Annotated in this window: 16 protein-coding genes; 9 read left to right on the forward strand and 7 right to left on the reverse strand. The window is 69.1% G+C overall.

All coding sequences use genetic code 11. From position 1 onward, the window contains the following. Positions 1 to 70: 70 nt before the first annotated feature. The 3 genes from QYS60_RS02310 to QYS60_RS02320 all read left to right on the forward strand — a co-directional run bounded on the left by QYS60_RS02310 (position 71) and on the right by QYS60_RS02320 (position 3,913). Positions 71 to 250, forward strand: coding sequence for a DUF2243 domain-containing protein (locus QYS60_RS02310; RefSeq protein WP_225223188.1), 180 nt, complete (start codon positions 71 to 73; stop codon positions 248 to 250). 109 nt (positions 251 to 359) lie between these two features. Continuing rightward, positions 360 to 3,059: a cation-transporting P-type ATPase gene (locus QYS60_RS02315; protein ID WP_289378208.1), complete on the forward strand. Its 2,700-nt coding sequence runs from the start codon at positions 360 to 362 to the stop codon at positions 3,057 to 3,059. 5 nt (positions 3,060 to 3,064) lie between these two features. Further along, complete coding sequence (locus QYS60_RS02320; RefSeq protein ID WP_289378241.1) at positions 3,065 to 3,913, forward strand: universal stress protein; 849 nt, start codon at positions 3,065 to 3,067, stop codon at positions 3,911 to 3,913. Positions 3,914 to 4,017: 104 nt separating this feature from the next. On the opposite strand, the gene QYS60_RS02325 is transcribed toward QYS60_RS02320, so the two are convergent. After that, positions 4,018 to 4,959: an ERCC4 domain-containing protein gene (locus QYS60_RS02325; protein WP_010593337.1), complete on the reverse strand. Its 942-nt coding sequence runs from the start codon at positions 4,957 to 4,959 to the stop codon at positions 4,018 to 4,020. A gap of 118 nt (positions 4,960 to 5,077) precedes the next feature. Between QYS60_RS02325 and QYS60_RS02330 the strand changes: the two genes are divergently transcribed. The 3 genes from QYS60_RS02330 (at position 5,078) to QYS60_RS02340 (ending at position 7,427) form a co-directional block, all read left to right on the forward strand. Continuing rightward, on the forward strand, positions 5,078 to 5,833 hold the full coding sequence (locus QYS60_RS02330) for an SDR family NAD(P)-dependent oxidoreductase (RefSeq protein ID WP_010593336.1): 756 nt from the start codon (positions 5,078 to 5,080) through the stop codon (positions 5,831 to 5,833). Positions 5,834 to 5,994: 161 nt separating this feature from the next. Further along, positions 5,995 to 6,246, forward strand: a complete 252-nt coding sequence (locus QYS60_RS02335) for a hypothetical protein (protein WP_140188859.1) — start codon at positions 5,995 to 5,997, stop codon at positions 6,244 to 6,246. Between the two features lie 47 nt (positions 6,247 to 6,293). Then, positions 6,294 to 7,427 carry a Rieske 2Fe-2S domain-containing protein gene (locus QYS60_RS02340; protein WP_289378206.1) on the forward strand — a complete coding sequence of 378 codons (1,134 nt, stop codon included), beginning with the start codon at positions 6,294 to 6,296 and terminating at the stop codon, positions 7,425 to 7,427. A 31-nt stretch (positions 7,428 to 7,458) separates the two neighbouring features. Here QYS60_RS02340 and QYS60_RS02345 read toward each other — a convergent pair whose 3' ends face one another. The 4 genes from QYS60_RS02345 to QYS60_RS02360 all read right to left on the reverse strand — a co-directional run bounded on the left by QYS60_RS02345 (position 7,459) and on the right by QYS60_RS02360 (position 12,002). Continuing rightward, positions 7,459 to 8,046 carry a TetR/AcrR family transcriptional regulator gene (locus tag QYS60_RS02345; protein WP_010593333.1) on the reverse strand — a complete coding sequence of 196 codons (588 nt, stop codon included), beginning with the start codon at positions 8,044 to 8,046 and terminating at the stop codon, positions 7,459 to 7,461. Between the two features lie 71 nt (positions 8,047 to 8,117). Next, positions 8,118 to 8,894: an IclR family transcriptional regulator gene (locus QYS60_RS02350; RefSeq protein WP_371382357.1), complete on the reverse strand. Its 777-nt coding sequence runs from the start codon at positions 8,892 to 8,894 to the stop codon at positions 8,118 to 8,120. Positions 8,895 to 9,362: 468 nt separating this feature from the next. After that, the gene (locus tag QYS60_RS02355) at positions 9,363 to 10,274 is read right to left on the reverse strand and encodes a formylglycine-generating enzyme family protein (RefSeq protein WP_289378240.1); all 912 of its coding nucleotides are present in this window, start codon (positions 10,272 to 10,274) and stop codon (positions 9,363 to 9,365) included. 444 nt (positions 10,275 to 10,718) lie between these two features. Further along, positions 10,719 to 12,002, reverse strand: a complete 1,284-nt coding sequence (locus QYS60_RS02360) for a competence/damage-inducible protein A (RefSeq protein ID WP_289378204.1) — start codon at positions 12,000 to 12,002, stop codon at positions 10,719 to 10,721. 174 nt (positions 12,003 to 12,176) lie between these two features. Between QYS60_RS02360 and QYS60_RS02365 the strand changes: the two genes are divergently transcribed. Continuing rightward, positions 12,177 to 12,461: a hypothetical protein gene (locus tag QYS60_RS02365; RefSeq protein WP_289378203.1), complete on the forward strand. Its 285-nt coding sequence runs from the start codon at positions 12,177 to 12,179 to the stop codon at positions 12,459 to 12,461. Between the two features lie 7 nt (positions 12,462 to 12,468). Here QYS60_RS02365 and QYS60_RS02370 read toward each other — a convergent pair whose 3' ends face one another. Continuing rightward, positions 12,469 to 13,050 carry a GNAT family N-acetyltransferase gene (locus QYS60_RS02370; RefSeq protein ID WP_010593328.1) on the reverse strand — a complete coding sequence of 194 codons (582 nt, stop codon included), beginning with the start codon at positions 13,048 to 13,050 and terminating at the stop codon, positions 12,469 to 12,471. Between the two features lie 210 nt (positions 13,051 to 13,260). On the opposite strand from QYS60_RS02370, the gene QYS60_RS02375 reads away from it, so the two are divergent. Further along, complete coding sequence (locus QYS60_RS02375) at positions 13,261 to 13,473, forward strand: ribbon-helix-helix domain-containing protein (RefSeq protein WP_268965987.1); 213 nt, start codon at positions 13,261 to 13,263, stop codon at positions 13,471 to 13,473. Continuing rightward, a complete protein-coding gene (locus QYS60_RS02380) occupies positions 13,470 to 13,826 on the forward strand; it encodes a type II toxin-antitoxin system PemK/MazF family toxin (protein ID WP_010593326.1) in 357 nt (118 codons plus the stop codon). Before QYS60_RS02375 ends, QYS60_RS02380 begins: the two co-directional genes overlap by 4 nt. 62 nt (positions 13,827 to 13,888) lie before the next feature. Here the strand turns inward: QYS60_RS02380 and QYS60_RS02385 are convergent, their stop codons facing one another. After that, positions 13,889 to 14,719 (reverse strand): hypothetical protein, encoded by an 831-nt coding sequence (locus QYS60_RS02385; protein WP_268965989.1) that lies wholly within the window; start codon positions 14,717 to 14,719, stop codon positions 13,889 to 13,891. Between the last annotated feature and the right edge of the window lie 126 nt (positions 14,720 to 14,845).

A 14,845-nucleotide genomic window follows, 5' to 3' on the forward strand; every position in this document is an offset into this window, starting at 1 on the left:
CCGACATCCCCGTTTCGGCGTGATCCGTATGGGTGCTTCGACACGAGGCATTCACGAAGGGATCGGCGTCATGGTCGAGGCAGAACGGACCGCTGCACCCGCCCGGGAGCTGGCCCTGCCCGGAGTCGTTCACGGCCTGGAGATCGACACACTGTGGGACGGGATCTTCCACGTCGTCACGTGGCTCGCCGTCCTTGTCGGGCTCGCCTTGCTGTACTCGCGGCTGACCCGCGCCCACGGACGTGTCTGACGTTGCGGTCGCTGTGGGGCCGGATACTCGTCGGACGGTCCTCTCCGTGCGCGCGCTCTCGCCGCGAAGGTTCAGCACCCGCCACACCTGATTTGGTAAAGTGCAAGTAATGCACCGATGGCACGCGCTCGACACCACCGCCACGCTGGATCGTCTGGGCACCTCGCCGACCGGGCTGAGCTCGGACGAAGCAGAGCGGCGGCTGACCGAGCACGGTCCGAATGAGCTCCCGCGTCCCCCGTCGGACCGCTGGTGGTGGCGGCTGCTACGGCAGTTCCACAACGTCCTGCTCTACGTGATGCTCGGCGCCGCGGTCATCACCGCGTTCCTGCAGCACTGGATCGACACGGCGGTGCTGCTCGCCGCCGTCGTGATCAATGCGCTCCTCGGATTCGTGCAGGAGGGGCGGGCCGAATCGGCGCTCGACTCGATCCGGGCGATGCTCGCACCCCGCGCCCGCGTGCACCGGGACGGACGGATCGTCGATCTCCCCGCGGCCGACCTGGTGCCCGGCGACGTCGTCCGGCTCGTCTCCGGAGACCGGGTGCCCGCCGACCTGCGGTTGATCCGCGTGCGCGAACTCCGAGTCGACGAGGCGGCCCTGACCGGGGAATCCGTCCCGGTGGACAAGACGTCCCACCCGGTGGACGCGGACAGCGAACTCGGGGACCGCCGGTCGGCCGCCTACGCCGGAACCGTTGCCGTGTTCGGGCAGGGTGACGGCGTGGTCACCGCCACCGGTGTCCACACCGAACTCGGCCGCATCAATGCCCTCCTCGCCGGAATTCCGAAGACCACGACGCCGCTGCTGCGGCAGATCGGCCGGTTCGCCCGGTGGTTGGCCGTGGTCATCCTGGTCGCCGCTGCGGTGACGTTCGTACTCGGAATCGCGTGGCGCGGGGAATCCCCGGCGCAGATGTTCACCCTCGTCGTCGCGCTCGCCGCCTCGGCCATCCCCGAGGGGCTGCCGGCGATCATGACGGTCACCCTTTCGCTCGGGGTGCAGCGGATGGCCCGGCGCAACGCGGTGATCCGGCGACTACCGGCGGTCGAGACGCTCGGTTCGGTCACCGTGATCTGCTCCGACAAGACCGGCACGCTCACCCGCAACGAGATGACTGTGCAGAAGGTGTTGTGCGCGCACCACCGCATCGACGTCGGCGGGATCGGCTACGCCCCGGTCGGGGCGCTGACCGCCGGCGAAGGCACCGTCGTGGATCGGGCATCCGTCCCCCCGCTGGATCTGGCCGTGCGGGCCGGTGTGCTGTGCAACGACGCGCGCCTGCTCGACGTGGACGGGGCATGGCAGATCGAGGGCGACCCCACCGAGGCGGCACTGCTCGTACTCGGACGCAAGGCGGGGCTGACTCAGCAGGACGCCGAGCACGCCTGGCCGCGTCTGGACGTCGTGCCCTTCGAATCCGAACACCGATTCATGGCCACCCTGCACCGCGCCGACGACGATGTGCACGAGCGGATCTTCCTCAAAGGCGCGCCGGAGAAGGTGCTCGCGGCGTGTACCCATCAGCTCGAGAAGGACGGCTCGCGGACCGTCGTCGACACGGCCTACTGGAGCACCCGCGCGACAGAGACCGCCACGCAGGGACTTCGCGTGCTGGCCCTGGCCTACCGGGACCGCGACGCCGTCGGTGCAACCCTCGACTTCGAGGACGCCGAGCACGACTTCACCCTGCTCGCGCTTGTCGGGATCATCGACCCGCCCCGCGAGGAAGCCGTCGTCGCGGTCCGCGAATGCCACCGGGCGGGCATCACGGTCAAGATGATCACCGGCGATCACGCCGACACGGCCGCCGAGATCGGCACCCAGATGGGACTGGGCATCGGCTCGCGGCCCGTCACCGGCGCCGAGATCGAAGCACTCGACGAACCTGCGCTGCGGCGCGTGGTCGCCGACACCGACGTGTTCGCCCGGGCCAGCCCCGAACACAAGTTGCGCCTGGTGCGGGCACTGCAGGAGAACGGCCACGTGGTGGCGATGACCGGCGACGGCGTCAACGACGCCCCGGCCCTCACCCGCGCCGACGTCGGTGTGGCGATGGGTGCCGGCGGCACCGAGGCCGCCAAGGAAGCCGCCGACATGGTGCTGGCGGACGACAACTTCGCGACGATCGCCGCGGCGGTGCGCGAGGGTCGCGGCGTCTACGACAACCTCAAGAAGTTCGTGCTGTTCATGCTGCCCACCAACGGCGGCGAAGCACTCGTGGTGATCGCCGCGATCCTGTTCCAGCTGACGCTGCCGCTCACCCCGGCCCAGGTGCTGTGGATCAACCTGGCCACGGTCAGCACCCTGGGCCTGGCACTCGCGTTCGAACCGACCGAGGCGTCCGTGATGCGCAGGCCGCCGCGTCCGCCCACCGAGTCGCTGTTGTCGGCGTTCTTCGTGTGGCGCGTGGCGATGGTGTCGGTGCTCATGATGGCCGGCGCGCTGGGGCTGTTCCTGTGGGAGCTGGAATCGGGTACGACCGTGGAGGTGGCCCGCACGATCGCGGTCAACGCGATCGTCGTGGCCGAGATGTTCTACCTGATCAACAGCCGCCGAATCGAGGGCTCGGTCCTGAACCGGGAGGGGCTGTTCGGCAACCGCTACGTACTGGGTGCGATCACCGCCTGCATCGGGCTGCAGCTGCTCTACACCTACACGTCGTTCTTCCAGACCGTGTTCGGCTCCGCGGGACTGACGCTCGTGGAGTGGGCGAAGGTGCTCGGCGTCGGGCTGACGGTCTTCTTCGTCGCCGAGGCGGAGAAATGGGCGGTCCGCCGCATCCGTGCCCGACGTGCCGAGTCGTGAGCACGATGGACACGTCCCCTCTTCGGCACATCCTGGTCGCCACCGACCTGTCCGACGGCGCGGCCGACGCGGTGCGCCGCGCTGCACAACTCGCCCGCGAGCACCACGCGCAGCTCACCGCCGTGCAGGTCGTGCCGTCCCCGGCCGCACCGGAGACGACGCGGCGCGCGCACACTCTCCTGACGGACCATCTGCGCCGCTGCGGCGGCGATATCGAGGGCGTGGTCCGGGCCGGTGATGTCGCCTCCACCGTCGGCGCCCTCGCCCGGGAACGAGACACCGACCTGCTGGTCGTCGGCGCGCACGGAGCCCGCCGGCTCGCCGGAGCGTTGCTGGGCAGCACCGCCGAACGTCTCGTCGGCACCAGCACCGCGACCGTACTGGTGGTCAAGAATCCACCGGCCGGCCCCTACCAGACCGTCCTCCTGGCCGTCGACACCTCTCGTGCCGCCACCTCGGCCGCCCACACCGCCGCAGCCTGGACCCCCGAGGCCGACCATGTTCTCGTACACGTGTCCGTCGTGATGGGCGAACAACTCATGCGACTGCACGGCGCCGACGACGCCGCGCTGGCGCAGCTGCGGCACGTCAGCACCGAACAGATCCGCCTCCACCTCGACGAACTCGCCGCGACCCTGATCCCCGAGCCCGCCGATACCCGCATCGAATCCGGCCACGCCCCCTCGATGATTCCGGAGATCGGAGCCGAGCACCGCGCCGAGCTGATCGCTGTCGGAACCGGGGAGCGTTCCGCCCTCGAATACGCAGTGCTCGGCAGCGTCGCCCAGCACGTGCTGCGACACGCCACCACGGACGTCCTGGTGGTGCCGGACACCGGTGCTCGCGCCAGGTGATCGGTGCCCCGTCCGTAGCGTTGCGCCCAATGTTCCGGTGAGTGAGCACTTCTCGTGCCATCGCCCGGCGCGCCGTCACGAGAAGTGCATCGTCGGCGATCGCATCAGTCCGGGTGAGCCGCGCGCCACGCCTGCCAGACCTCGGGGCGGAGGCGGCCGCGGTCCGGCACGGGTAGGCCCTGCGTGCGGGCCCAGGCTCGGACCTCGGCCGTCGACGGCGCCGCGGTGGCGGGCGCGGCGATGCGGGCGATGGCCGGGCTCTCGGTCTCGGCCCAGACGTAGGCGGCCGCGAGATACCGGTAGGTCCACTGTTCGGCGAGTGCACGGGTGTCGCAGAACACGATCGGCACGTTCGGCCAGCGCACCTGCAGCTCGGCCAGGCCGTCGGCGACGGTCGCCGGCCGCACCCGGTCGAGCGCGAAGATCGCCGAATATCGGTCCTCGACGACGACCGCGGCGCGCGGCAGCGCCGCCAGCTCGGCCAGTGCGTAGCGCAGGGTGCCGTTCGTCAGGCTGCCTACCAGGTCCGGAATCGATTTGCGTTCCACCGAGGCCACGAGACGCTCGTCGTGGAAGACGCCGTAGTCACCGCACGGCAGTGCCCGCTTGGTGAGGACGACCTGCTGGTCGGCGAACCGGTAGGCGTAGCGCTCGTGCGAGTCGACGACGATCGGCAGGTCGGCGACGCCCGCGGCGCGGGCGGTGGGAGTGCGCACGTTGGGGCGGGCCTGCTTGCGGGTGCGGGGGGACTGCCAGAACACGACGTCGCGTCCGCGGGCGGTGGTGTACACGATCTGTGAGCGGTTCTCGCGACCGCGGTCGAGCACCAGGTCGATCGCCGCGCCGCGGCGTGCGCACGACCGGACGGCAACGCGCTCGACGACCTCGGGGTCGTCGGGCCACTCCTCGCTCGGCACGGGGTGGCAGTACAGCGCCTTCGTGCGCGGCCAGGTGCCGGAGGTCCGGAACACCAGCCCGCCGTCGAGGGGTACGCGCAGCAGGTAGCCCAGCTTGGACGCCGGGTCGGGGTTCACCGCGATCACCATTTCCACAGCTGTCAGGTTCCCATCCAGTGGAACTGTGCGCGGAAGTTGTCTGCCGGTTCGTGCCGTCGGGGCATCATTGGCGATTGATTGATCGATTACTCAATGAAGGAGGACGCACGTGAACTGTCTGAACGGGGAGACGGCCCTGGTGACCGGGGCGGGCCAGGGCGTCGGTCGCGGCATCGCCCTCGCGCTCGCGGCGGCCGGGGCCCGCGTGGCCCTCGCCGGCCGGACGGCGGAGAAGGTCGAGAAGGTGGCGGCGGAAATCGAGGAGCGGGGTGGTCGCGCGGCCGCATTCGAGTGCGACGTCACCGATGCGGATCGCATCGACCGTCTGGTCGAGCAGGTCGTCGCGCGCTTCGGCGGACTGTCGATCCTGGTGAACAACGCCCAGACCACCGTTCACGGCCATCTGCTCGAGCTGGACGAGGAGGTCTACCAGCGGGGAATGGACTCGGGACCGACCGCCACCCTGCGCCTGATGCGGGCATGCCACTCCCACCTGAAGGGCCGGGGTTCGATCGTCAACCTGGGGTCCGCGGCGGGAGTGCGCTGGGACCCGTCCGGATACGGCGGCTACGCGGCCGCCAAGGAAGCAATCCGGGTGCTGACCCGCACGGCAGCATGCGAGTGGGCGGCCGACGGAATCCGCGTCAACGCGATTCTCCCACTCGCGAATTCACCCGCGCTCGAGGTCTGGGCGCAGGACAGCCCGGACGAGGCGCGGGCCTACCTCGACACCGTACCCCTCGGTCGTCTCGGCGACCCCGAGACCGACATCGGCCCGGCGGTGGTGTTCCTGTGCAGCCCGGCGGCGCAGTACATCACCGGTCACTCACTGCCCGTCGACGGCGGCCAGGCGCTCATGCGATGAACCGATCCACGGACGAACACCCGAAGGAGAGAAACGTGCAGATTCCCGACGTGCTCGAACCGGCCCGGCCCGGCGAACAGGTGTCCCGCTGAGCTGACACCCCGCAGCGACGGAGCGGGGAACTTCCTACGCTCGGTGTACCCGAGGAAGGAAGTGATCGGATGCAGTCGCTCGAGTGCCACACGTGTGGCAACAAGGTGCTGGTGGCGAAGTACAGCCCGGTACACACGAGCATTCAATGGACCGGACCGGCCCACGAGACGTGCCGTGAATTCGCTTCGGCGGCAATCGCGGACGAGACCACGACCTACCTGCCCCGCTGTGGGGCGCTGCACGAGTCGGTCGATCGCGCCGTGCGCGACGGCCGGCTCGTGCCCTCCCGCCGGGTCGAACCCCAGCAGATCGAACCGTAGCCGGTCCGGCGTCGCCGCACCTGGAAGCACATCACTTGGAGGACTTCATGACTGTCGAACTCGAGACCATCGAGGTTCGGAGCATCGAGACGGGGACCAACCCGACGCGGTATGCCCGCGGCTGGCACTGCCTCGGCCTGGCCAAGGCCTTCCACGACGGAAAGCCGCACCAGATACAGGTTTTCGGAACCGATCTGGTGGTCTTCGAGGACTCGAAGGGCGCCCTGCACGTGCTCGACGCCTTCTGCCGCCACATGGGCGGCAATCTGGCGCGTGGCGAGATCAAGGGCGACACGATTGCGTGCCCGTTCCACGACTGGCGGTGGGGTGGCGACGGTCGGTGCGCGGAAGTCCCGTACGCCCGCCGCACACCCAAACTTGCCCGGACGAAGTCGTGGATCAGCATGGAGCGCAACGGCTTGCTGTTCGTGTGGAACGATCCGCAGGGAAATCCGCCGCCGGCGGACGTGACGATCCCGGAGATCCCCGACTACGGGACCGACGTCTGGAGCGAGTGGACGTGGAACACCTTCCACGTGACCGGGTCGAACTGCCGGGAAATCGTCGACAACGTCGTCGACATGGCGCACTTCTTCTACGTCCATTTCCAGATGCCGCAGTACTTCAAGAATGTCTTCGAAGGGCACGTCGCCGCCCAGCATATGCGTTCGACGGGCCGCGACGACATCAAGACGGGTGTGCAGCTCGACCTCCCGGATTCTCAGACCATCTCGGACGCGATGTACTACGGTCCGTCCTTCATGCTCGACACCGTCTACACGGTGTCCGGGGATGTGACGGTCGAAACCAAGCTCGTCAACTGCCACTACCCTGTCACGCAGGACTCGTTCGTGCTGCAGTTCGGCACCGTCGTCAAGAAGGTGGACGGGGTCGGGGACGAGGAGGCCGCTGCGATGGCGACGATGTTCACCGAGGGCGTGGAGACGCAGTTCAAGCAGGACGTCGAGATCTGGAAGCACAAGACCCGGATCGAGAATCCGTTGCTGACCGAGGAGGACGGCCCGGTCTACCAGTTGCGTCGCTGGTACAGCCAGTTCTTCGTCGACGTCGAGGACGTCACCCCGGAAATGGTGCAGCGCTTCGAATTCGAGGTGGACACCACCCGTGCGCTGGAGAACTGGCAGAAGGAGGTCGACGAGACCCTCGCACGTCGGGCCTGATCGGTCGATGTGCGCACGCCCCCGTGGCCGGTCATTCGGCGCGGGGGCGGAAGCCGTCGACGAAGATGCGGGTGATCTCGCGAGCGAGATCGGCGTTGGAACGCTCCGACGTCGGTCGGTGCCACCGCGGTGCCTGCCAGACGGCATCACGGATCAGCTGGTAGAACACGTCCGGGTCGATGTCGTCGCGGAACGTCCCCTCGGCCACGCCGTCGGCGATGGCCGCCCGCCACGCTCTCTCGACCTCGTCGGCGGTCTCGGCCAGGTCGGCCTCCACGAGGCGGTCGCGCATGTACTCGCCCTCGCGCTGCCAGATCGTCGTGGCGCCGCGGTAGTCCTCCGACGTGGACAGGGCCAGCAACGCGAGTGCCTCGATCCGGTCGACCGGGGTCTGGGACTGCGCGGTGATCTCGCGACACCGCCCGCTCAGGTCGTCGATGTACTCGCGGATCAATTCGGTGACGATCGCTTCCTTGGACGGGAAGTAGTGGTAGAGCGCTCCGGAGTAGACGCCGACCTCGTCGGCGATCTCCCGGATGGTCGTCGCCGCAATCCCTTTGGACGCGAAGAGGTGTGCGGATCTGTCCAGGATCTGGCGGCGGCGCTCGTGCGGATCCATGGCACTCCTCGGGACTCGGTCGTCGGCCGGTCCATTGTGCCACATCTATTGATCAATCGATCAATGCGGTGTCACACCGCAGTCCGGGCGTTTCCGGCACGCAGGTGGGTGAAGCGCCGCCACGTGGTCAGTGCGGCCACGCGCACCGGGGCGGCCAGGGCGGTGGCGCGGATCGATGCAGACGGACCGCTGAGGGAGAGTGCTCCGACGCACTTGCCGGCCGGTCCGATCGGCGCCGCGACACAGGAGACGCCGGGCGCGGCCTCGTCGCGTTCGTGCGCGACGTGCTGCTCGCGCATGCGGGCGAGTTCGCTGCGCAACCGGCCCGGGTCGGTGACGCTGTGCGGGGTCCGGGCGGGGAGGGGATGATCGGCGAAGAGCGCTTCCACATCGTATTGCCCTTGTGCGAGAAGGGCTTTGCCCAGTGCCGTGCAGTGTGCCGGCTGCCGGCCACCCACGCGGGAGGGGATGCGCATCGAGTAGGGTCCGCCGACCTTCTCCAGGTACAGCACCTCGGTGCCCGTGAGGACCGCCAGGTGGACGACGAGGCCGGTGCGGCCGTGCAACTCGTGCATGACGGGTAGTGCGGCTCGGTGGAGGGCGTCGTTGTGCTGGACGAGGGAGCCGAGCTCGAGCATCTTCGTGCCCAGCGAGTACGCGGGTGCGTCCCGTCGGACCCAGCCGATCTCGACGAGCTGGTTCAGTAACCGGTGCGTGGACGAGCGGGGCATGCCCGTCAAGCGGGTGAGCTCGGCCAGGGTGAGCCGTTCGCTGTCGCGGAACGCCTCGAGCAGCCGGGCAGCGCGATCGATCACCGCCACCGGCACATCGTTGTGCGTCGTCACTATGCCTCCCACTGCGACAGAGGGTCCTTTACTGATCAAGCGATCAATCAATGATTGTGGTGACTCTAACAGCTCGGCGGCGGACCGTGAAGAGAAACACAGGATGGACGCGGTCGCGATGCCCATACCGATTCCTAACAGCAGCACCCACAGTACGAGCGGGAACTTCGCCGAGTGCGCGAACGCGGTGAGCACTGACCCGGCACGTGGTGACAGCGGACGGGACGGGAATCGTCTACGACAGCCGCGGGTTCTTCGTCGCGTTCCTCGTGGCTGCCGTCGCCGCGCTCGCCGGTGCGGTGCTGGCGTTCTGGATCACGGCCGGGAGCCGCGGGGAGGCGCCGCTCGCTGAACATCGGTCGTCCGTGACTGCGCAGTTGTCGTTGCCCGCATCGGGGTGTCGTCACGACAACTGCGCAGTCGACCGGTCAGTGGGTGGCGAGCGCGACCCGGCGGCGGTCGTCGGCCTCGTCACCTGTCCGGGCGCACGATGCAGCGGAAACCGATGTGGCACGTCGACGTCTCGACCGACTCGCCCTGCCGCGCCGCCGGACGGTAGCGGAGGCAGTAGTTCGGCGCGCACAGGTGCGAGCCACCCTTGATCACGCGCCGCGGGTACGGGCCGGACTCGTCGCCGGCACCCGTACGGGGATTGCTGGGGATGCAGCAGGCGTGCGCGGGGGCGGTGTCCCGACCGTCGGCGCCGTGGTGCGCGGTGTAGTGGTCCGCCGTCCACTCCCACACGTTGCCGGCCATGTCGACCAGTCCGTAGCCGTTGGGACGGTAGGAGCCGACGGGCGAGGTCCCCACGAAGCCGTCCTCGCCGGTGTTCTCCCACGGGAAGCGGCCCTGCCAGGTGTTGGCGCGGTAGCGGCCGTGGGGAGCGAACTCGTCGCCCCACACGAACCGCGCCCGATCCAGGCCACCGCGCGCGGCGAACTCCCATTCCGCCTCGGTCGGCAGCTCCTTGCCGGCCCACTGCGCGTAGGCGAGCGCATCGAAGTGCGACACGTGCGTGACCGGGTGACGGTCGCGTCCCGCCACGGTGCTGCCGGGCCCTTCCGGGTGCCGCCACTGCGCGCCCGGCGTCCACGCCCACCAGCGGCGGTAGTCGTCGAGCGGCACCGGACCTGGCGGTGGCACGAAGACCAGCGACCCCGGCACCAGCAGCTCGGGTTCCGCGTCGGGGTAGTCCCGCGGATCGGGTGCCGTCTCGGCGGTGGTGACGTGCCCGGTGTCCTTCACGAACCGCCGGAACTCGGCGACGGTCACCGGATGCTCGTCCATGAAGAACCCGTCGACCCGGACCTGGTGCACGGGACGCTCCTCGGGATAGAACTCCTCCGACCCCATCCAGAATGTCCCGCCGGGGATCCATGCCATGTTCCTGGGCGCGGTGGAAGTTGCTGTGGGGGCAGCCATGCACTCCAGGTTCTCAGACAGGCGCGCCGAGTGGGCGGGTTGTCCCGCTGGCGGGGTACTACGCGGAGCCGACCACCCAACCTCCCTGGGGACATCACACCCAGCGCACGGCCACCATCGTGATACCGCTGGTGTCTCGAGGTCGATGCACTACCGGGGATGGCTCACGTGTCGACCGAATTCGCCTCCGGCGGGATCCGGCCCGGCAATGTTGTCGGAATCGGCATCGACGGTGATCCTCGTGTCCTGTGGAGTCGAGGCCGAGACACCAGACGGAAGGGGCTGACTTTGTCAGGTGCCACGCGGTTTCGTGTTCGCCGACAGTGTGCTGCGCACTCTCGTGGGCAACCTGACGCGTCGGCTGCTGCCGCCCTGGCCGCAGTGAACGGTGGTTCGGGTGCTGGTTCAACCTCGTTCGAGTTGTGCGACAACCAGATGCAGTGCGGCCGTGGTGGTGAGGGTTCGGACCCGTTCGCGGTCCCCGGGGAAGCGGCGGGTGACGGTGTACGTCGGCCGTCCGTCGATCGCGACGCCGAAGCAGACTGTGCCCACCGGCTTGGTTTCGGTGCCACCGTCGGGACCGGCGATCCCGGTGGTGGAGACCGCGACGTCGGCCCCGAGACGGCGTCGGGCGCCCTCGGCCATCGCTGCGGCGACCTGCTCGCTCACTGCACCGTGCGTGGCGATCATCTCGGCCGGTACATCGATCAGATCGGACTTCGCGTCGTTGGAGTACGAGACGACCCCGCCCATGACATAGGCCGACGAACCGGGGCGGGCGGTGAGACGCGCAGCGATGAGCCCGCCGGTGCACGACTCCGCAGTCGCGATCAGCCGGCCGTCGAGGGCGTCGATCAGCCGGTCGTCGATGGTGGAGCCGTCGGTCGAGAAGATCTTGTGTCCATGGTGTTCGGCGAGAACATCGAGAAGACGGCGATAGACGTCCGCGTCGCCGGAAGCGAATCGGGTCACCATGTCGAGTTCACCGTGTCGAAGACAGGTGGTGATCTCGAGTCGATCCAGGCCGGCGATCTCTGCTTCGGCCCGGCGCAGTGTCTCGGCGAGTTGCGCCTCGTGCAGTCCGTAGGCGCGCACGGTCTCCTGCTGCATGTCGTCGGCTCGGGTCAGCACCTCGGCCACCGCAGGTGAGGTGATCGCGCTCGGCCACATCGCCTGCAACTCACCGGGCGGCCCGGGGAGGACGACGATGGTCGGGACCGGCCGGTCACCGGCTACTGCGGGGATCACCACGCCCGGTGCTGTGCCGGTCGGCGGTAGGGCGGTGGCACCGGTGGGGACCCGCGCCTGTTTGCGGATCCCGGTACGCGTCGGCCCTTTGTCGAGATCCGGGGTGTCCGGGCGGTAGCGGCGGATGACACCCGCGATGTGTTCCTCGAGTTCGGGGTCGAGCAGCAGGTCACGATGACAGAACTCGGCGACGGTAGCGACGGTGAGGTCGTCGGCGGTGGGGCCGAGCCCACCGCTGGTGACGATGAGGTCGACGCCCTGGTCGGCGAGGAAGCGCAGTTGTGCGATCAGGTCGGCGGGCCGGTCGCCGCAGATCGTGATGTGGGCGACGTCGACGCCGAGTGTCAGGAGCTGACGAGACAACCACGGTCCGTTCTGGTCGGCAATCCTCCCGGTCAGCACCTCGGTCCCGGTTACGACGATTCCTGCACGCACGCTCACGGCGTCGAGCCTAGTCGGCAGCGTCCCTGCTCAGCGGTGACGTCGGCGAATCAGACCGATGGGCACACTCTCGTGTCGATTTCGCATTCGATGGTGGCTATCGGCGGGAAGCCGCATGCCTCCGAGCAGCTGGCCTGTCTCACGGGCGGAGCACCTCAGCGGCGCGGTCCGTTCGTGCGTCGCACCCTGCGCCGCAGCGACGTGCACCGCTGGGCGGGACGGCGGCTGACGCAGCTGCCGACACGTGACCGGGCGAGGCTGCGCGGCATCTCGCCCGACGTCGATCTGCTCGACGTGAGTCCGTGGGTACTGCGCGAGGGCGTGATGCTGCAGCACCTGGCGACGGTGACCGCCCCGGACGTCGCGTTGCCGCTGCAGCCGCTCGTGCCCGCCGAGCCGGAGAAGGCGCAACTGGTGTCGTTGCCGACGGAAGCGTCGAAGCGAACGGGATTCGCGTGACGGGACGTTACTCGCGCATCATCGCCCATGTGCGCGGCCCGTCGCCGGGCAGATCCACGGCGCCGACGACGTCGAACCCGAGCCTGCGGTAGAACGCGACGTTCCGCTCCGACGAGGTCTCGAGATACGCCGGTACCCCCGCCTCGCGGGCCTCCCGGAGGCCGGGGGCGAGGACCGCGCCGCCCAGGCCCGAGCCCTGCCGGTCCGGATCGACGGCGACGGTCGCGAGGAACCACGCCGGCTCGCTGGGCCGCAGCGGGGCCAGCGCCTCGTCCGCGGCCGTCGCCGCGTCGGCCCGATCGCCGGACAGCTCGGAGACGCGCGCGGCGATGCGTGCGAAAGCTTCTGGGGTATCGGTGGATTCGGGCGTGATCCACACGGCGACGGCCGTGGCGTCGTCGGACACCCACACTCGCCCGCAGCGCAGACCGATCTCGGTCAGGTACAACCGCTGCAACTCCTCGACGCGGTGCAGGTGGTCGCGGGCGTCGACGGTGTGGCGGGTGAAGGGATAGTCCGCGAAGGCGCGCACCAGGGTGCGGGTCGCGCGGTCGACGTCGGTGGGTTCGGCAGGGCGGATCTCGGTCATCGCGCCGAGCGTAGATGCCGGCCTGCGGCGGCCGCGAGTTCTTTTCAGTTCCTCACAGTCGCGCGACGGGGTGCTTTCCGATCTCGGGGCCGCGCGGCCTCGCGTCCATGCCGGAGCCGCGGGGACACGTCCTGCGCGGCCCCGACTGATCGCACCCGACTCCGCGGATCGCATCCTGGGCAAAGGTCATACTTCGGTCATGCTTGCAGTATGACCGTCAAGTTCACGATCAGTCTCCCGGACGAGGATGCCCACGTCCTCGACGAGTACATCCGGGATCATGGGCTCCGCGGCCGGTCGGCGGGAGTCCGGGTCGCTGTCCGCCTGCTCGCGGCAGCCGGACTCGAACGGGACTACGCCACGGCCTTTGCCGAGCTCGACACAGAGGACGCGTGGGATGTCACCACGGCCGACATCGAATGATCCGCCGAGCGCAGATCCACTGGGTCGATCCGGACCCGGCGCAGGGTAGCGAAGCGGCCGAGCGCCGGCCGGCAGTGGTCGTGAGCAACGACCGCGCCAACGCGACCGCCGAGAATCTGGGCAGAGGAGTGGTCACCGTCGTTCCTCTGACCACCAACACCTCACACGTCTTTCCGTTCCAGGTACTCGTGGAACCCGACGAGTCAGGGCTGACCAGAGCAGCGAAAGCTCAGGCAGAACAGGTACGTTCGGTGTCCGTGCGTCGCCTGGACACCGAACCTGTCGGAAGGCTCGGGGCGAGAACTCTCGCAGCGCTCGAGGAAGCACTGCGGCTACATCTCGATTTGCGTTGACGGCCGCCAGGTCTGGTCGGGCGAGCGCGGGGAGTGGCCGTCGTCTTGTCGGTCGAAGCCCGTCACCCCGGTTCTCGTCGCCTGACCGGGTCGGTGGGACGGATCTCGAACCGCTCGGGGATCCGCAGCCACGCGGTGCTCACCGTCGACCAGTCCCCGACGCCGGGCCACGGCCCGGACTGGCTGTGTCGGTAGCCGCCCGCCTCGTACCGGTCGTACGGCACCTCCGACAGCCGCGGATGGGCGCACAGCAGGCCGAGCGCAGACAGGTGCACGGCGTCCCACCGCTCGGCGATCGACGGCCAGTCCGGGACGTGCGCCCCTCGGTATTCGAACGGGTGCGCGGCGATCAGCTCGGCCCAGTCGTCGGCGGTGTCGATCCGGACGATCCGCGCGACGTCCGGGTCGAAGTGCACCGTGTAGCGGGCGGGGTCGGTCGCGCTGCGCAGGTTCTCGCCGCTGGCGCCCCACGTGTCGGACGTCCCGTCGTCGAGGGGCGTCGCGGTCCAGAACGCGCCGTCGGGCAGCGCCCCGGGCCGCGCGCGGTTGCGCACCCGCGGCACGCTCAGTTCGGTGACGGCGCCCTGATGCACCTGCGGGTTGACCAGCGTGTCGCGGCTCGACGCACGCAGGGCGTCGCAGATCGCCTCGCTCATCTCACGGACGGTGGGGGAGGTGACGGGCAGATCCAGGATCTCGTTGGCGCCGTTGCCGTAGAGGTACTCGCCGACGATCCGCAGCGCATTCTCGACGAAGTCCTCGAGCGAGTCGGCCTCGACGAACTCGGTGACGGACGGCTGTGGATCCGCAGTGCGGTAGGCGCGCAGGTACCACTGGACGAGCATGCGGCCCGGCACGGTGTCGAGCAGGTTCGCCGCCACATCGGAACACATGATCGACATGTTGCCGCATCGGTCGCGCTGTCGACTCGAACTCCACAATCCCCCGACGCCGGTGTCGGTCTCGTCCTCGTCGCTGCAGCACGCCGGCATGCCTGAGGAGCTTCCTGAACTGAGCGA

It is taken from the genome of Rhodococcus sp. GXMU-t2271 (assembly GCF_041414735.1).
GTDB lineage: Bacteria > Actinomycetota > Actinomycetes > Mycobacteriales > Mycobacteriaceae > Rhodococcus > Rhodococcus indonesiensis.

Coding starts and splice junctions, on each gene's coding strand:
- QYS60_RS02325 (WP_010593337.1), bottom strand. CDS start 4,959: ATGGTGATCGCGGTGAACCCCGACCCGGCGTCCAAGCTGGGCTACCTG.
- QYS60_RS02385 (WP_268965989.1), bottom strand. CDS start 14,719: ATGTGTTCCGATGTGGCGGCGAACCTGCTCGACACCGTGCCGGGCCGC.
- QYS60_RS02345 (WP_010593333.1), bottom strand. CDS start 8,046: ATGGATCCGCACGAGCGCCGCCGCCAGATCCTGGACAGATCCGCACAC.
- QYS60_RS02370 (WP_010593328.1), bottom strand. CDS start 13,050: ATGACCGAGATCCGCCCTGCCGAACCCACCGACGTCGACCGCGCGACC.
- QYS60_RS02335 (WP_140188859.1), top strand. CDS start 5,995: ATGCAGTCGCTCGAGTGCCACACGTGTGGCAACAAGGTGCTGGTGGCG.
- QYS60_RS02355 (WP_289378240.1), bottom strand. CDS start 10,274: ATGGCATGGATCCCCGGCGGGACATTCTGGATGGGGTCGGAGGAGTTC.
- QYS60_RS02340 (WP_289378206.1), top strand. CDS start 6,294: ATGACTGTCGAACTCGAGACCATCGAGGTTCGGAGCATCGAGACGGGG.
- QYS60_RS02380 (WP_010593326.1), top strand. CDS start 13,470: ATGATCCGCCGAGCGCAGATCCACTGGGTCGATCCGGACCCGGCGCAG.
- QYS60_RS02315 (WP_289378208.1), top strand. CDS start 360: ATGCACCGATGGCACGCGCTCGACACCACCGCCACGCTGGATCGTCTG.
- QYS60_RS02375 (WP_268965987.1), top strand. CDS start 13,261: ATGACCGTCAAGTTCACGATCAGTCTCCCGGACGAGGATGCCCACGTC.
- QYS60_RS02310 (WP_225223188.1), top strand. CDS start 71: ATGGTCGAGGCAGAACGGACCGCTGCACCCGCCCGGGAGCTGGCCCTG.
- QYS60_RS02320 (WP_289378241.1), top strand. CDS start 3,065: ATGGACACGTCCCCTCTTCGGCACATCCTGGTCGCCACCGACCTGTCC.